At 71.9% G+C, this 16028-nt stretch carries 11 protein-coding genes; all 11 read left to right on the top strand.

All coding sequences use genetic code 11. The annotated features are described in order from the left end of the window. Positions 1-22: 22 nt before the first annotated feature. The 11 genes from ACIHFE_RS07315 to ACIHFE_RS07365 all read left to right on the top strand — a co-directional run bounded on the left by ACIHFE_RS07315 (position 23) and on the right by ACIHFE_RS07365 (position 16005). Entirely contained in the window at positions 23-1039 is a 1017-nt protein-coding gene (locus ACIHFE_RS07315) for a methionine synthase (RefSeq protein WP_400104833.1), read from the top strand. 32 nt (positions 1040-1071) lie between these two features. After that, complete coding sequence (gene ligA / locus ACIHFE_RS07320; protein ID WP_400104834.1) at positions 1072-3294, top strand: NAD-dependent DNA ligase LigA; 2223 nt, start codon at positions 1072-1074, stop codon at positions 3292-3294. A gap of 173 nt (positions 3295-3467) precedes the next feature. Continuing rightward, positions 3468-5561: a putative bifunctional diguanylate cyclase/phosphodiesterase gene (locus ACIHFE_RS07325; RefSeq protein ID WP_400104835.1), complete on the top strand. Its 2094-nt coding sequence runs from the start codon at positions 3468-3470 to the stop codon at positions 5559-5561. Between the two features lie 229 nt (positions 5562-5790). Next, entirely contained in the window at positions 5791-6087 is a 297-nt protein-coding gene (gene gatC, locus ACIHFE_RS07330; RefSeq protein WP_400104836.1) for an Asp-tRNA(Asn)/Glu-tRNA(Gln) amidotransferase subunit GatC, read from the top strand. Between the two features lie 2 nt (positions 6088-6089). Further along, the gene (gene gatA / locus ACIHFE_RS07335) at positions 6090-7586 is read left to right on the top strand and encodes an Asp-tRNA(Asn)/Glu-tRNA(Gln) amidotransferase subunit GatA (RefSeq protein ID WP_400104837.1); all 1497 of its coding nucleotides are present in this window, start codon (positions 6090-6092) and stop codon (positions 7584-7586) included. Next, complete coding sequence (locus ACIHFE_RS07340; protein ID WP_400104838.1) at positions 7583-7822, top strand: hypothetical protein; 240 nt, start codon at positions 7583-7585, stop codon at positions 7820-7822. Before gatA ends, ACIHFE_RS07340 begins: the two co-directional genes overlap by 4 nt. A gap of 25 nt (positions 7823-7847) precedes the next feature. Continuing rightward, on the top strand, positions 7848-9356 hold the full coding sequence (gene gatB / locus ACIHFE_RS07345) for an Asp-tRNA(Asn)/Glu-tRNA(Gln) amidotransferase subunit GatB (RefSeq protein ID WP_400104839.1): 1509 nt from the start codon (positions 7848-7850) through the stop codon (positions 9354-9356). A gap of 190 nt (positions 9357-9546) precedes the next feature. After that, a complete protein-coding gene (locus ACIHFE_RS07350; RefSeq protein WP_400104840.1) occupies positions 9547-10128 on the top strand; it encodes a hypothetical protein in 582 nt (193 codons plus the stop codon). 244 nt (positions 10129-10372) lie between these two features. Continuing rightward, the gene (locus ACIHFE_RS07355) at positions 10373-12556 is read left to right on the top strand and encodes an MMPL family transporter (protein ID WP_400104841.1); all 2184 of its coding nucleotides are present in this window, start codon (positions 10373-10375) and stop codon (positions 12554-12556) included. 221 nt (positions 12557-12777) lie between these two features. Further along, entirely contained in the window at positions 12778-12957 is a 180-nt protein-coding gene (locus ACIHFE_RS07360) for a hypothetical protein (RefSeq protein ID WP_400104842.1), read from the top strand. Beyond that, positions 12958-16005, top strand: coding sequence for an AAA family ATPase (locus tag ACIHFE_RS07365; protein WP_400104843.1), 3048 nt, complete (start codon positions 12958-12960; stop codon positions 16003-16005). The last annotated feature ends 23 nt before the right edge of the window (positions 16006-16028 follow it).

Consider the following 16028-nt stretch of genomic DNA (forward strand, 5'->3'; position numbering starts at 1 on the left):
CCGTCTCTCGTACCCTTCCCGGGTGAGTGAGAACGAGCTGAGCTGGGGCCCCGGCGTCGCCACGGGGGTCGGGTCGATGCCCGGGACGGATGCCCGGGAGGCCGTGAAGACCGTCGTGGGGTCGCTGGAGGCCCTGCCCTATCTGCCGGAACTGCCCGGGCGCGGCCCGGGCGCCGATATGACCGGACGGACCGCCGGACTGCTGGTGGAGGTCTTCGCCCACCTGGAACCCAGCGGCTGGCGGATCTCCGACCGGCCGGGCCGGGACACCCGGCGGGCCCGGTCCTGGCTGGGCGAGGACCTGGACGCGCTGGAGGAGTTCGCCCGGGACCACCAGGGGCCGCTGAAGGTGTCGGCGGTGGGCCCGTGGACCCTGGCCGCCGCCCTGGAACTGCGCGGTGGCGAGGCCGCGTTGAGCGATCCGGGCGCCTGCCGGGACCTGGCCGGCTCGCTCGCCGAGGGGCTGCGCGGCCACCTGGCCGAGGTGCGGCGCCGGGTGCCCGGTGCCCGGCTGGTGCTCCAGCTGGACGAGCCCTCGCTGCCGGCGGTGCTGGACGGACGGATCCGCTCCGCCAGCGGCTACCGGACCCACCGGGCCGTGGACCGGGGCGTGGTCGAGGGAGCGCTCCGGGAGATCGGGCAGGTGGTCCAGGAGGCCGAGGGGGCGCTCATCGTGCACTCCTGCGCTCCCCGGGTGCCCTTCGGTCTGCTGCGGCGGGCGGGCGCCCAGGGCATCTCGTTCGATTTCTCACTGCTCACCGAGCGTGAGGACGAGGCCATCGGCGAGGCGGTGGAGGCCGGTACCAGGCTGTTCGCGGGCGTGGTGCCGGGCACGGACAGCCGATTGTCCGACCCTGCCGGTAGCGTCATGGGGGTCAGGACGCTGTGGCGCAGGCTGGGGCTGGCACCGGGAATTCTCGCGGAGTCCGTGGTGGTCACCCCGTCGTGCGGACTGGCGGGTGCTTCGCCCGCATATGCCCGCGCGGCACTGGCGCACTGCGTCCGGGCGGCCGCATCGCTCGCGGACAACCCTGAGTGACGGCGCTCAACGGATAACGGGAGGAAAAGACGGTGGCTGTCGAACAGCACGGCGGCAAGCTCGCGGCAGGGGACTCGGTGCCCGCCGAGGCGCGGGAGGAGCACGCGCTGCTGGCCGAGCAGGTCGAGGAGCACCGCTTCCGGTACTACGTCAAGGACGCGCCGGTCATCAGTGACGCCGAGTTCGACCGGCTGCTGCGCTCGCTGGAGGCGCTGGAGGAGAAGCATCCGGAGCTGCGCACCCCGGACTCGCCCACCCAGAAGGTCGCCGGGTCCTATGCGACCGAGTTCACCTCGGTCGAGCACCGCGAGCGGATGCTCTCCCTGGACAACGCCTTCACCGACGAGGAGCTGGCCGGCTGGGCCGACCGTATCGTCAAGGAACTGGGCACCCAGGCCGGTTACCACTTCCTGTGCGAGCTGAAGGTGGACGGCCTGGCCGTCAACCTCACCTATGAACACGGCCGTCTGGTCCGCGCCGCCACCCGTGGCGACGGCCGCACCGGCGAGGACATCACCCCCAATGTCCGCACCATCGGGGAGATTCCCGACCGGCTCCAGGGCGACCGCGTCCCGCCGCTGGTGGAGGTGCGCGGCGAGGTCTACTTCCCGATGGCCGAGTTCGAGAAGCTCAACGCCCGTCTGGTGGAGGCCGGCAAGCCGCCGTTCGCCAACCCCCGCAACGCGGCGGCCGGTTCGCTGCGTCAGAAGGACCCCCGGGTGACCGCCACCCGCCCGCTGCACATGGTGGTGCACGGCGTGGGCGCCCGCGAGGGCTTCGCCATCGAGCGCCAGTCGCAGGCCTATGAGCTGCTGCGCGAATGGGGCCTGCCCACCGCCGCGCACGCCGAGGTGCTCGACTCCCTGGACGGGGTGCGCAGGTTCATCGCCCACTACGGCCAGCCCAAGGTGCGCCACTCCATGGAGCACGAGATCGACGGCGTGGTCGTCAAGCTCGACGAGGTGCCGTTGCAGGGCCGGCTGGGCTCCACCGCCCGCGCCCCGCGCTGGGCCATCGCCTGGAAGTACCCGCCGGAGGAGGTCAACACCAAGCTGCTGGACATCCGGGTGGGGGTGGGCCGCACCGGCCGGGTGACGCCGCAGGCGGTCTTCGAGCCGGTCACCGTGGCCGGTTCCGAGGTGGAGTTCGCCACCCTGCACAACCAGGAGGTGGTCAAGGCCAAGGGTGTGCTCATCGGTGACACCGTGGTCATCCGCAAGGCCGGCGATGTGATCCCCGAGGTCCTCGGCCCGGTGGTGGACCTGCGCGACGGCACCGAGCGGGAATTCGTGATGCCCGCCGAGTGCCCCGAGTGCGGCACCGCGCTGCGCCCCATGAAGGAGGGCGACATCGACCTGCGCTGCCCCAACGCCGAGAGCTGCCCGGGGCAGTTGCGCGAGCGCATCTACTACCTGGCCGGCCGCGAGTGCCTGGACATCGAGAACTTCGGCTATGTGGCGGCCTCCGCGCTCACCCAGCCGCTGGAGCCGTCGGCTCCGCCGCTGAAGAACGAGGGCGACCTGTTCGACCTGACCATCGAGCAGCTGCTGCCCATCAAGTCCTATGTGCGCGACCCCGACAGCGGACTGCCCAAGCGCGACACCAAAACCGGCGAGGAGAAGGTGGTCACCTTCTTCGCCAACCAGAAGGGCGAGCCCAAGAAGAACTCCCTGGCCATGCTGGAGAACATCCAGGCCGCCAAGGAGCGCCCGCTGGCCCGGATCATCAATGGGCTGTCCATCCGTCATGTGGGCCCGGTCGCCGCGGCCGCGCTGGCCCGGGAGTTCCGCTCCCTCGACCGGATCGCCGAGGCCACCGAGGAACAACTCGCCGCGGTGGACGGGGTGTCCACCACCATCGCGGCCGCCGTCCGGGAGTGGTTCGCCGAGGACTGGCACCGCGAGATCGTGGAGAAGTGGCGGGCCGCGGGCGTACGCATGGAAGAGGAGGGCGGCGAAGAGGAGGGGCCTCGTCCGCTTGCCGGGCTGACCGTGGTGGTCACCGGAACCCTCAGCTCGTACACCCGTGATGGAGCCAAGGAGGCCCTGCAGAGCCAGGGCGCCAAGGTGACCGGTTCGGTCTCCAAGAAGACCGACTTCGTGGTGGTGGGTGACAACCCCGGCTCCAAGTACGACAAGGCCATGCAGTTGAAGGTCCCGGTGCTGGAGGAGGACGGCTTCGCCGTGCTGCTCGCCGAAGGCCCGGACGCCGCCCGCGCGGCCGCCGTTCCACAGGAGGCCACCCCAGCGGAGTAATGCCCGCACAGGCAGTGGGCATTACCCCTACAGCGCTCAACAGAAGGCCGCGGAAGGCTGGATCCCGTTCGGGCAACCGCTGCCGATCGCTGCCCGTCGTAGCCTTCTGCGGCCTACTGTTGAGATGTGCGCCTGCCGTGGCGCGGGCACCGCCGGCTGTGAGAGGGACGGGCATGAAACCCACCGACAGCGCCGAACCGGTATCACGGCTGCGCCGGGATCCACCGCATGCGCTCCCGGTGATCTGTATCCCTCTGGCGGCGGTGGTGCTGGCCATCGGCATCGCCTGCGCCTTCACCGGCGGACGGGCGGTGTTTCCCGGCCACACCGTCGGCTGGTCGCTGGCCACCCTCACCGCGCTGATCGTCGCCCATCTGGTGGCGCTCGGCCGCGACCGGTGGTGGGGCGGCACCGGCTCCGGCGCCGCCCTCACCCTGGCCGTACTGCTGCTCTTCGGCTGGATCCCGGCCGCGCTGATCGGCATGGCGGTGGTCACCTTTGTGGCCATCGCCCGCCGCCACCGCTGGCGACAGGCGTTACTCCACTGCGCCGTCGACATCCTCGGAGTCGCGGCGGGCGGACTGGTCCTGAGCGGCTGGGGCACCGACGTCAGCGTGGAAAACCCCTGGCTGCCCGACCTGTGGCGACTGGGCGACGTACCCGAGATCGCCCTGACCGCCTTTGTCTATCTGGCCGTCACCCGCGCCCTGCTATGGCGCTATCTGGCCCCCAGAAACGGCCTGACCACCAACCTCGCCCGGGCCGCCCTGTGGCGGCAGGCCCTGGTCGGCGGCGCGCTGCTGGGCATCGCCCCGCTGATCGCCGTGGTCGCCGACCACGCCCCGCTGCTGCTCCCGCTGTTCGCGGTGCCACTGATCGCCCTGGACTCCACCCTGTGGATCGCCCACGCCCGCGCCGAGGAGCAGCTGCGCGACCCGCTCACCGGACTGCCCAACCGGCAGTGGCTGCTGGAGCGCACCTGGGCCGCGCTGGACGAGGCGGAGGAATCCGCCGACCGCACCGCACTGGTGCTGATCGATCTGGACCGCTTCCGGTCCGTCAATGACACGCTCGGGCATCTGGCCGGCGACCGGCTGCTGCTCCAGATCGCCGCCCGGCTGCGGCTGGCCCTGCCCCGCGACGCGGAGGCCGCCCGGCTGGGCGGCGATGAGTTCGCCGTGCTGCTGCCGGTCACCGACTCCCTCACCAGTGCCCAGCGGGTGGCCCGTTCCCTGGTGGCCGCGCTCGGCTCGCCGCTGGACCTGGACGGGCTGACGCTGGTGCTGGAGGCCAGCGCGGGCGTCGCCGTCTACCCCGACCACGCCCTGGACGCCGAAGGGCTGCTGCGGCGCGCCGATGTGGCGATGTACCAGGCCAAGCGGGACCGCAGCGGAGTGGAGGTCTACGAGGCCCGCCGGGACGGCAACACCCCCGACCGGCTGGGGCTGTTGGGAGACCTGCGCCGGGCGCTGGACGCCGGCGAGGTGGAGCTGCACTACCAGCCCAAGGTCGGCTTCGACGGACATGTCGAGGGCCTGGAGGCGCTGGTGCGCTGGGTGCACCCGGAGCGCGGCCGGATCTCCCCGGATGAGTTCATCGCCATCGCCGAGTCCTCCGGGCTGATGCCCCGGCTGACCGAGTATGTCCTGGAGACCGCGCTGGCCCAGGTCGCCCGCTGGCGGGCGATGGGCCTGGAGGTGCCGGTTGCCGTCAATGTCTCACCGCGCGATGTGCACACCCCCGGCTTCGCCGGCTCGGTGGCCGCCCGGCTGGCCCGGCACGGGGTGCCGCCGGGAGCGCTCCAGCTGGAGATAACCGAGCATGTCCTGCTGGAGGACCCGCAGCGGGCGGCCGACACACTGGCCGGGCTCACCGGGCACGGAGTGAAGATGTCCCTGGACGACTTCGGCACCGGTTACTCCTCCCTGGTGCATCTGCGGCGGCTGCCGGTGAGCGAGCTGAAGATCGACCGGTCCTTTGTGGCCCGGCTGGCCATCGACAACGAGGACGCGGAGATCGTCCGCTGCACGCTGGACCTGGCGCACTCGCTGGGGCTGCTGGTCGTCGCCGAGGGCGTCGAGGACGACGAGACCTGGGAGCGGCTGCGGGATCTGGGGTGCGATGCGGTGCAGGGGTGGCTGGTCGCGGCCGCCATGCCCGCCGATGAGACGACGGCCTGGCTGCGTCTGCGCAGCGAGAGCGGATGGCATCGGGAGGGGGCGGCGGGGGTCGTCCCGACGGTGGCGGAGGAGGACGTGGTCACATAGGGGCGGGGTGCGGTCTCGTTGCCGGGTACGTACGGAAAGGGGCGCGGGGCGGATTCATATGCGGCTCCGCCGCATGGGCGCGAGCGGCCGCAGACGGCCCGCACCCGGCGACGAAACCCGCGCGCACCCGAACCCTCCGCAAGCCGCGCAGCAAACCGTTTCGCGGCCATGGCGCTCCGAGCCATAGGATTGGGCGCGAAACCACCACACTCACCCTGAGGATCGCTGCATGCCTGGCATCACGCGCGAGGAGGTCGCCCACCTCGCCCGGCTGGCGCGCCTGGAGCTGCGGGACGAAGAGCTCGAGCACTTCGCCACCCAGCTCGACGACATCATCGGCGCGGTCGCCCGCGTCTCCGAGGTCGCCGAACAGGACGTACCGCCGACGTCGCACCCGCTGCCGCTGACCAATGTCATGCGCCCGGACGTGGTCCGTCCGTCGCTGACGCCCGAGCAGGCGCTCTCCGGCGCCCCGGCCCAGGAGCAGCAGCGTTTCAAGGTGCCGCAGATCCTGGGGGAGGAGTGACCATGACCACCGAGCTGATCAAGCTGACCGCCGCCGAGATCGCGGCGAAGATCGCCTCCGGCGAGGTCACCGCCGTCGAGGTGACCGAGGCCCACCTGGCCCGGATCGAGGCCGTGGACGAGAAGGTGCACGCCTTCCTGCACGTGGACCGCGAGGGCGCCCTCGCCCAGGCCCGTGCCGTGGACGCCAAGCGCGAGCGCGGCGAGAAGCTGGGCCCGCTGGCCGGTGTGCCGCTGGCGCTGAAGGACATCTTCACCACCAAGGGCGTGCCCACCACCGTTGGCTCCAAGATCCTCGAGGGCTGGATCCCGCCGTACGACGCGACGCTCACCAAGCGCCTCAAGGACGCCGACGTCGTCATCCTCGGCAAGACCAACATGGACGAGTTCGCCATGGGCTCCTCCACCGAGAACAGCGCCTTCGGCCCCACCGGCAACCCCTGGGACCTGACCAAGATCCCCGGCGGCTCCGGCGGCGGTTCCTCCGCCGCGCTGGCCTCCTACGAGGCCCCGCTGGCCATCGGCACCGACACCGGCGGCTCCATCCGCCAGCCGGCCTCCGTCACCGGTACCGTCGGCGTCAAGCCCACCTATGGCGCGGTCTCCCGCTACGGCATGGTGGCCTTCTCGTCCTCCCTGGACCAGGGCGGCCCCTGCGCCCGCACCGTGCTGGACGCGGCGCTGCTGCACGAGGTGATCGCCGGTCACGACCCGCTGGACTCCACCTCCATCGACGCCCCGGTCCCGCCGGTCGTCGAGGCGGCCCGCAACGGTTCCGTCCAGGGCATGCGCGTCGGCGTCGTCAAGCAGTTCCGCGGCGAGGGCTACCAGCCCGGCGTGGTGCAGCGCTTCGACGAGTCGGTGGAGCTGCTCAAGGAGCTGGGCGCCGAGATCGTCGAGCTGGACTGCCCGTCCTTCGACCTGGCGCTGGCCGCGTACTACCTGATCGCGCCCTCCGAGTGCTCCTCCAACCTGGCCCGCTTCGACGGCCTGCGCTACGGCCTGCGGACCGGTGACGACGGCAGCCGCTCGGCCGAGGAGGTCACCTCGCTGACCCGCGAGGCCGGCTTCGGCGCCGAGGTCAAGCGCCGGGTGATGCTCGGTACCTATGCGCTCAGCTCCGGCTACTACGACGCCTACTACGGCTCGGCGCAGAAGGTCCGGACCCTGATCACCCGGGACTTCGAGAAGGCCTTCGAGCAGGTCGACGTGATCGTCTCGCCGACCACCCCGACCACCGCCTTCGCGATCGGCGAGCGCGCCGACGACCCGATGGCGATGTACCTCGCGGACCTGTGCACCATCCCGACCAACCTGGCGGGCAACGCGGCCATGTCGCTGCCGTGCGGCCTCGCCCCGGAGGACGGGCTCCCCGTGGGGCTGCAGATCATCGCCCCGGCCATGAAGGACGACCGGCTCTACAAGGTCGGCGCGGCGGTCGAGGCCGCGTTCCACGACCGCTGGGGCCACCCGCTTCTGGAGGAGGCACCGCAGCTGTGAGTGCGATCAAGAAGGCCAAGGGCTTCAAGAAGTCCAAGGCAGGCACGTATCTGTCCATCGGCACCACGCTGTTCGGCGCGGTGAGCGTGGTCAAGCAGGCGAAGCAGGCCCGCGGCGAGCAGGACACGCTCCAGCTGGTCGACGCGGTGGTCTCCGCCGCAGCCATCGTCACCGGCGTCGCCCTGCTCGTTCGCGAGCTGCGCCGGCTGAACAGCGACGACGTCCTCGCGGGCTGAGCCGGGACTGAGAGGTTAGTTTTCCGTGACCGTCACTGAACTGGTGTCGTACGAGGACGCGCTGGCGTCCTACGACCCCGTCATGGGCCTGGAGGTCCATGTCGAGCTGGGCACCAAGACCAAGATGTTCTGCGGGTGTTCGACCGAGCTGGGCGCCGAGCCCAACTCGCAGACCTGCCCCACCTGCCTCGGCATGCCCGGCTCCCTCCCGGTGGTCAACGCCATGGGTGTGGAGTCCGCCATCAAGATCGGTCTCGCGCTCAACTGCGAGATCGCCGAATGGTGCCGCTTTGCCCGGAAGAACTACTTCTATCCGGACATGCCAAAGAACTTCCAGACCTCCCAGTACGACGAGCCCATCGCCTTCAACGGCTACCTCGATGTGCAGCTGGAGGACGGCGAGGTCTTCCGGGTGGAGATCGAGCGGGCCCATATGGAGGAGGACACCGGCAAGTCCACCCACGTGGGCGGCGCCACCGGCCGTATCCATGGCGCCCAGCACTCGCTGCTGGACTACAACCGGGCCGGCATCCCGCTGATCGAGATCGTCACCAAGCCGATCGAGGGCGCGGGCGAGCGGGCTCCCGAGGTCGCCAAGGCGTATGTCGCCGAACTGCGCGAGCTCATCAAGACGCTGGGCGTCTCCGAGGCCCGGATGGAGATGGGCCAGATGCGCTGCGACGTCAACCTGTCGCTGCGCCCCCATGGCACCGAGAAGTTCGGCACCCGCTCCGAGACCAAGAACGTCAACTCGCTGCGCAGCGTGGAGCGCGCGGTGCGGTTCGAGGTCCAGCGGCATGCCTCGGTGCTCTCCACGGGCGGCACCATCGTCCAGGAGACCCGGCACTTCCACGAGGAGGACGGCAGCACCACCTCGGGCCGGATCAAGGAAGAGGCCGAGGACTACCGCTACTTCCCGGAGCCGGACCTGGTGCCGGTGGCCCCCTCCCGCGAGTGGGTCGAGGAACTGCGGGCCGCCCTGCCGGAGTTGCCGCGGGTGCGCCGCAACCGGCTGCGCGAGGAGTGGGGTGTCTCGGAGCACGAGATGCAGTCCCTGCTCAACGCGGGCGCCATCGACCTGATCCTGGTCACCATCGACGCGGGCGCCGACGCGGCCTCCGCCCGTAAGTGGTGGATGGGCGAGCTGGCCCGCCGCGCCAACGAGGACGGCGTGGAGCTGTCCGCGCTGCCCATCACCCCCGCACAGGTCGCCCGGATCTCGGCGCTGGTCGCCGAGGGCTCCCTCAACGACAAGCTGGCCCGCCAGGTGATCGAGGGCGTGCTGGCCGGCGAGGGCGCGCCGGATGAGGTCGTGGAGAAGCGCGGCCTGAAGGTGGTCTCCGACGAGGGCGCGCTGGGCACGGCCGTGGACGAGGCCATCGCGGCCAACGCGGCCATCGCCGACAAGATCCGCAGCGGCAAGGTCGCGGCGGCCGGTGCGCTGGTCGGCGCGGTGATGAAGGCGACCCGCGGCCAGGCGGACGCGGCCCGGGTGCGCGAGCTGATCCTGGAGAAGCTCGGCGTCGAAGGCTGAGCCGGCCGGCCCGGTGACTGATGGCCGCCCCTCCGAATCGGAGGGGCGGCCATCGTCGTATAGGTGCTATAGGCGATCAGTCGCAGTTGGCCGGAATTGTTCGCTACCTCCCCCTGTGCCGGGAAGCGTCCGGCATGATCCGGTCGGACGGGCCGGTGGACGTGCCCGCACTCCACAGCTGGGGGTTGCAATGCGACGGTTGAGTACCGCGCTGGCCGCGTTTGCGCTGGCGGGCACCGGACTGACGGCGGCGACCGGGCCGGTGGCCGCCCACCAGGGGAGCGACAAGCCCGCCGCCTGCCAGGCCGTCGACTGGGGCAGCCGCCCCAAGGCCCGGGCCGAGGCCGACAACAAGCCGCTGACCGACATCAGGGTCGGCCGGCACGACTGCTTCGACCGCATGGTGTTCGATGTGCACACCCCCGGCGATCACCCGATCGGGTACCGGGTCCAGTACGTCGACAAGCTCTATCAGGACGGTTCGGGGTCGATGATCCCGGTGGGCCCCGGGGCGGTGCTGGAGATCCGGGTGGCCGCGCCCAGCTTCGACCTGGAGGCGGGCGGTCCCCGCTACCCCGGGCACGCCGGAAAGCTGCTGCCCGGAGTGGATCTCGGCGGTTTCCGGACCTTCCGGGAGGCCCGCTTCGGCGGCAGCTTCGAAGGGGACACCCAGGTCGGCCTGGGGGTACGCGCCCGGCTGCCGTTCCGGGTCTTCCAGCTGGGCAACCATCTGGTGGTGGATGTGGCGCACAGCTGGCGCGGACTCCGCTGAAACAGACCACCCATGAACAGCCCACCGAACAGACCACCGGACAGGACGCCTTGTGTGGCTTGAGCCACACTTGAGGCATAAAAGGTCAATTGATCTCTTTCGGCTGTCACAGTGAGGTGCTGTGCCCCGCCCACGCCTTGGCGCGCCTCTTCGGCGAGGGCATACCACCAGCTCACAGCGGTCGGAAGCCACCACGGATCAGTCCCGGCGACACGATGCGATCGCGAGACCCGGGAAGCGGCCCATGACCTCACTTGCCCGGTGGTGCCTGCGCCACCGCCTCGTCGTCATCGTGCTGTGGCTCCTCGCGCTGGCCGGCACCACGGCCGCCGCCACCCTCGCCGGCTCCGCCTACTCGGACGACTACCGCGTCCCGGGCACCGAGTCGTCCCGCGCCACCGCCCTGCTGGAACGGCAGTTCCCGGGCAAGGGCAGCGAGAACACCATCGTCTGGCACACCGACCAGGGCTCCGTACGCGCCACCCAGGTCAAGCGGACCATGACCGCGGTGCTGCACAAGACCGCCACCCTGCCCGGCGTCACCTCCGTCAGCGGCCCGTACACCGCCACCGGCGCGGGCCGGGTCAGCCAGGACGGACACACCGCCTATGCCTCCCTCGCCTTCCGCGGCGATGTGACCAAGGCACAGGTCCAGCGGGTGGTGGACACCGTGCGCGGGGCCGAGGGCGACGGCCTGCGGGTGGCGCTGGGCGGCGGGGACATCGCCAACACCGAGGGCAAGGGCGGCCACCTCAGCGAGATCATCGGCATCGCGGTGGCCGGTGTGGTGCTCTTTGTGGTCTTCGGCTCGCTGGCCGCCAGCCTGCTGCCCATCGCCACCGCGCTGGTCGGCGTGGGCACCGCCGCCATGGGCACCCAGCTGCTGGGCCATCTGCTGCCGGTGGCCGATTTCGCGCCCATGCTGGGCACCCTGATCGGGCTGGGCGTGGGCATCGACTACGCGCTGTTCATCGTCACCCGTCACCGCAAGGGGCTGCGCCAGGGCCTGCCGGTGGCGCTCGCCGCGCAACGGGCGGTGGCCACCACCGGCCGGGCCGTGGTGTTCGCCGGCGGCACCGTGTGCGTCGCCCTGCTGGGCATGCTCATCCTGGACCTGGGCTTCCTCACCGGGGTGGCCATCGCCGCCTCGCTCACCGTGGTGCTCACCGTCGCCGCCTCCATCACCCTGCTGCCCGCGCTGCTCGGCCTGATCGGCGAACGCGCCCTCAGCCGCCGCGAGCGCCGCCGGCTGGCCGTCTCCGGGCCCCGCCCGGACACCCCCACCTCGCTGGCCGCCCGCTGGTCCGCCTTTGTCGAGCGCCACCCCAAGGTGCTGGGCACCCTGGCCGCCGCCGTCATGCTGGTGCTGGCGCTGCCGGTGTGCTCGCTGCACCTGGGCACCTCCGACCAGGGCACCAACCCCGCCTCCAGCACCACCCGCCAGGCGTACGACATGCTGGCCCATGGCTTCGGCCCCGGCGTCAACGGCCCGCTGACCCTGGTGGCCGAGCTGGACGGGGCCGCCGACCGGCTGGCCTTCGACCGGCTGCCGGACCGGCTGCGGACCACCGAGGGCATCGCCGCCGTGGGGCACGCCACGCTCAGCGGCAATGGCTCCACCGGCGTGATCACCGTGGTGCCCGGCACCTCACCGCAGTCCACGGCCACCAGCGAACTGGTCGGCCGGCTGCGCGCCACGGTGCTGCCCCAGGCCGCCGAGGGCACCTCCATGAAGGTCCGGGTCGGCGGGGTGACCGCCAGCTACGACGACTTCGCCGGCGTCATCCTGGGCAAACTGCCGCTGTTCGTGGGCACCGTGGTGTCCCTGGGCTGCCTGCTGCTGCTCCTGGCCTTCCGCAGCGTGGGCATACCGCTGAAGGCGGCCCTGATGAACATCGCCGCGGTCGCCTCCTCCTTCGGCCTGATCGTGGCCGTCTTCCAATGGGGCTGGGGCAGCGAACGGCTGGGACTGGGCGCGGCCGGGCCCATAGAACCGTTCCTGCCGGTGGTGATGGTCTCGGTGCTGTTCGGGCTGTCCATGGACTACCAGGTGTTCCTGGTCAGCCGGATGTACGAGGAGTGGCTGGCCACCCGGGACAACCGCCGCGCGGTCCGGGTCGGCCTCACCGAGACCAGCCGGGTCATCAACTCCGCGGCCGTCATCATGATTTCGGTCTTCCTCGCCTTTGTCCTCAGCGGAGACCGGGTCATCGCCATGTTCGGCATCGGGCTGGCCGCGGCCGTCGCCCTGGACGCGTTCGTCCTGCGCACCCTGCTGGTCCCGGCGCTGATGCACTTGCTGGGCGGGGCCAACTGGTGGCTGCCGGCCTGGCTGGAACGGCGGCTGCCACGGATCAGCATCGAACCGCCGGAGTGCGGAGTGCCTGCGGCGCGTTCGGGGGTTGAGCCGAGCCCGACTGGGGTTTGACTTTCGGGTGCGGGCCGTCGGTGGCTCGTCGCGCCCACGCGGCGGAGCCGCATGACGCCGCCGCCCCGCGCCCCTAAGGGGGCGCCCCCCGTCCCCTAAGGCACCCCCGGCCCCAACATCCGGCACCCACCCGATGTGAGCCACCCCCCTTAGAGCGCAGGCTTATTTCCAGGGCCGGGAACGGCCCGGCGAAACCGCTCAACCCAAGGGGAAAAACCACCGTGTTCACCAACCTGCTGCACACCTTCCGCGCCCTGGAGCTCACCCGGGAGGCCGCCGACTACCGGCTGGCCGAGGCCGCCCGCCTGGCCGCCGCCGACACCGGGCAGCGCCCCGGAGGCACGGGAACCGTAGGGGAGGACGGCCGCCGGCTGCGCGTCTCCTACCGCACCGCCGCCTAGATGGCGCCGCCGGAGCCCTGTGCGATCCTCGGCGACGTGCACAAGAACTCCGTAAGCCCCGTATTCATCGGACGCGCCGAGGAACTCGGCATCCTCACCGACGCCCTGGCCCGCGCCGCCGCCGGCGAACCCCAGGCGCTGCTCATCGGCGGTGAGGCGGGCGTCGGCAAGACCCGTCTGATCGAGGAGTTCCTGTCCGCCGCCGCCGGGGCGGGGGCCGTCACCGCGCTGGGCGGCTGTGTGGAGATCGGATGCGAGGGTCTGCCCTTCGCCCCGGTCTCCACCGCCCTGCGCGCCCTGCACCGGCAGTTGGGCGGGGAACTGGCGCTGGCCGCCGCCGGGCAGGAGGGCGAGCTGGCCCGCCTGTTGCCCGAACTGGGGGAAACCGCCCGGGAGTCACACGACGAGGACGGCCGCGCCCGGCTCTTCGAGCTCACCGCCCGCATGCTGGAGCGGCTCACCACCGAACGCACCCTGGTGCTGGCCATCGAGGACCTGCACTGGGCCGACCGCTCCACCCGCGAACTGCTCGCCTATCTGCTGCGCTCCCTGCACACCGGGCGCCTGGTCATCGTCGCCTCCTACCGCTCCGACGACATCCACCGCCGCCACCCGCTGCGCCCCTTCCTCGCCGAGCTGGACCGGATGCGCAGCCTCACCCGCATCGAACTCTCCCGCTTCACCCGGGCCGAGGTCGGCGCCCAGCTCACCGGAATCAGCGGCACGGTGCCCGATGGCGCCCTGCTGGACCAGGTCTTCGCCCGCTCCGACGGCAACGCCTTCTTCGTCGAGGAACTGGCCGCCGCCATCGACGGAGGCTGCCGCACCGGCCTCCGGGACTCCCTGCGCGACCTGCTGCTGGTCCGGGTCGAGGCGCTGGCGGAGGACACCCAGCGGGTGGTGCGGCTCGCCGCCGAGGGCGGACCGGCCGTGGAGTACGAGCTGCTGCGCGCCGTCTCCGGCCTCGGCGAGGACGAGCTGATAGCCGCCCTGCGCCAGGCGGTCGGCGCCGGCGTCCTGCGGCCCGCCCTGGACGGCGACGGCTACCGCTTCCGGCACGCCCTGGTCCGTGAGGCGGTCACCGACGACCTGCTGCCCGGCGAGCGCTCCCGCCTCAACCGCCGCTACGCCCAGGTCCTGGAGGCCGAGCCGGCCCTGGTGCGCGCCGATGAGCTGGCCGCCCGGCTGGCCGCCTACTGGTACCACGCCCATGAGCCGGTCAAGGCACTGCCCGCGGTGCTGACCGCCTCGGTCCAGGCCCGCCGCCGCTACGCCTACGCCGAGCAACTGCGGCTGCTGGAACGCGCCCTGGAGCTGTGGGAGGACGTCCCGGCGGAAGTCCGCGAGCAGCAGCGGCCGTTCGACGCCGCCGACGCCTACCCGGCCTGTGGCTGCGCCGACGAGGCGCTGCGGCTGCTGGACCTGCTGGCCGAAATGGTCACCGCCGCCCATATGGCGGGCGAACGCGAACGCGCCCTGGCCGTCAGCAAGAAGGCGCTGCGGATGCTGGACGAGGACCGGGACCCCCTGCGCGCCGCCTGGTTCTGGACCCAGCGCAGCAAACTGATGGAGGCCCTGGTGCGCACCGACGGCTCGGCGGAGATCGCCCGCGCCCAGGAGCTGGTGCGCGGACTGCCGCCGTCCCCGGTGCACGCCGAAGTGGTGAGCCAGGCCGCCTCCTGGAGCGCCCTGCACACCCCCGGGCCGGAGAGCTACCGGCTCGCCGAACGGGCGGTGGAGCTGGCACATCTGGTGGGAGCGGAGGGCACCGAGCTCAACGCCCGGCTGACCCTGGCCGGACTCAAGATCGATTCAGGTGATGTGGAGACCGGCCTCGCCGAGATGCGCGCCGTCTGCGAACGGGTCGTCGAGCTGGGCCACGCCCATGTCGTCGGGCGCTGCTACATCAACCTGGCCTCCGCGTTGGAGGGCGTGGGGCGGTCGGCGCAGGCGGTGGCGGTCGTGGACGGAAGCGTCGCCCTGCTGGAGCGCTTCGGCCGCCGCGACGCCCAGGCCTGGGCACTGTCCAACAAGGCCAAGTCGCTGATGTCGCTGGGCCGTTGGGCGGAGGCCGAGCAGCTGGTGCCGGAGGTGCTGCGGCTGGCCCAGGGCCGCAAGCCCAGCGGCTTCGGCACCCACTGCCTGGCCCGGCTGGCCCTGGCCCGTGGCGACCTGGCCCAGGCGGAGCGGCAGCTGGCCGTGGTGCATGAGCACCATGGGGTGCGGGACCCGCAGCCGCAGATCGTCATCCCGCTCGCCCACACCGCCCTGGAACTGGCCGCCGCCCAGGGCCGGCCGGCCGACGCCCGGGCCGCGCTGGTGCCGGTCCTGGACGCCGGGCTGCCCCCGGGCGTCCAGCGGGACGCCTGGCCGTTGCTGGTCGCCGCGGCCGGGGTGGAGGCCGACGCGCGCGGGCTGCCCTCCGCCGAACCCGGCCGGGCCGGGATCCTCGCCCGGATCCGCGACGCGGCCAGACATCTGCCCCGGATCGTCCCGGTCTGGCAGGCGTACGGCGCCTTCCTGGACGCCGAACTGCTGCGCGCCGAGGGCGAGTGGGACCCGGACCGCTGGGCCGAGGCGGTGGCCGCCTTCGAACTCACCGACCGGCCCTATGACCTGGCCCGGGTGCGCCACCGCTGGGCCGAGGCGCTGCTGACCGCCGAGGGCGGGAGCGCGGCCGTGGAACGGGCCGCCGAGCTGCTGCCCGAGGTCCATGCCACCGCCGTCCGGCTGGACGCCCGGCCGCTGCGCGAGGCCGCCGAACTCCTGGCCAGACGCGCCCGGTTGCCGCTGCTGCGCCGGGAACACGCCCCGGCCCCGGCCGAGCCGGGCGCCCAGGCGCTGGGCCTGACCCCGCGTGAGCGCGATGTGCTGCGTCTGGTGGCCCAGGGCCGCAGCAACCGGCAGATCGCCGAGGAACTGTTCATCTCGCCCAAGACGGCCAGCGTGCATGTCTCCAACATCCTGGCCAAGCTGGGCGCTTCGGGCCGGGGCGAGGCGGCCGCCACCGCCCACCGGCTGCGGCTGTTCAGCCCCGAGGGGGTGTGACCGGCACCACCTGTTCTCTGTAC

Origin of the sequence: Streptomyces sp. NPDC052396, from assembly GCF_044593195.1 — a bacterium.
Lineage (GTDB): Bacteria > Actinomycetota > Actinomycetes > Streptomycetales > Streptomycetaceae > Streptomyces.

Bases quoted from the DNA above. Each gene is read 5' to 3' on its own strand.
- ACIHFE_RS07325 (WP_400104835.1), top strand. From the start codon at position 3,468: ATGAAACCCACCGACAGCGCCGAACCGGTATCACGGCTGCGCCGGGAT.
- gatC (WP_400104836.1), top strand. From the start codon at position 5,791: ATGCCTGGCATCACGCGCGAGGAGGTCGCCCACCTCGCCCGGCTGGCG.
- gatA (WP_400104837.1), top strand. From the start codon at position 6,090: ATGACCACCGAGCTGATCAAGCTGACCGCCGCCGAGATCGCGGCGAAG.
- ACIHFE_RS07350 (WP_400104840.1), top strand. From the start codon at position 9,547: ATGCGACGGTTGAGTACCGCGCTGGCCGCGTTTGCGCTGGCGGGCACC.
- ACIHFE_RS07355 (WP_400104841.1), top strand. From the start codon at position 10,373: ATGACCTCACTTGCCCGGTGGTGCCTGCGCCACCGCCTCGTCGTCATC.
- ACIHFE_RS07365 (WP_400104843.1), top strand. From the start codon at position 12,958: ATGGCGCCGCCGGAGCCCTGTGCGATCCTCGGCGACGTGCACAAGAAC.